This window comes from Streptococcus sp. WM07, assembly GCF_004570525.1.
Lineage (GTDB): Bacteria > Bacillota > Bacilli > Lactobacillales > Streptococcaceae > Streptococcus.
This window is the reverse complement of record NZ_SPPZ01000340.1, coordinates 1-255: the sequence shown is the minus strand read 5'-3', so window position 1 is coordinate 255 and position 255 is coordinate 1. Positions and strand designations below refer to the sequence as shown.

The window sequence follows — 255 nt, the reverse complement described above, 5'->3', positions numbered from 1 at the left end:
TTTCTGGGTCAAGAGCCGGTTTGTTTTCAGCCGTAGTTCCGTCGCCATGTTGTTTCTCTTTGAGTTTTTCTGGGTCAAGAACTGGCTTGTTTTCAGCCGTAGTTCCATCTCCATGTTGTTTCTCTTTAAGCTTTTCTAGGTCAAGAACTGGTTTGTTTTCAGTCTTAGTTCCGTCGCCATGTTGTTTCTCTTTGAGTTTTTCTGGGTCAAGAGCCGGTTTGTTTTCAGCCGTAGTTCCGTCGCCATGTTGTTTCT

The 255-nt window shown here is 44.3% G+C and carries 1 protein-coding gene; it reads right to left on the bottom strand.

All coding sequences use genetic code 11. The features are described 5' to 3' along the window. Nucleotides 1–255 (bottom strand): hypothetical protein (locus E4T71_RS10015; protein ID WP_167758535.1); only part of this gene is annotated, 255 nt, incomplete at both ends.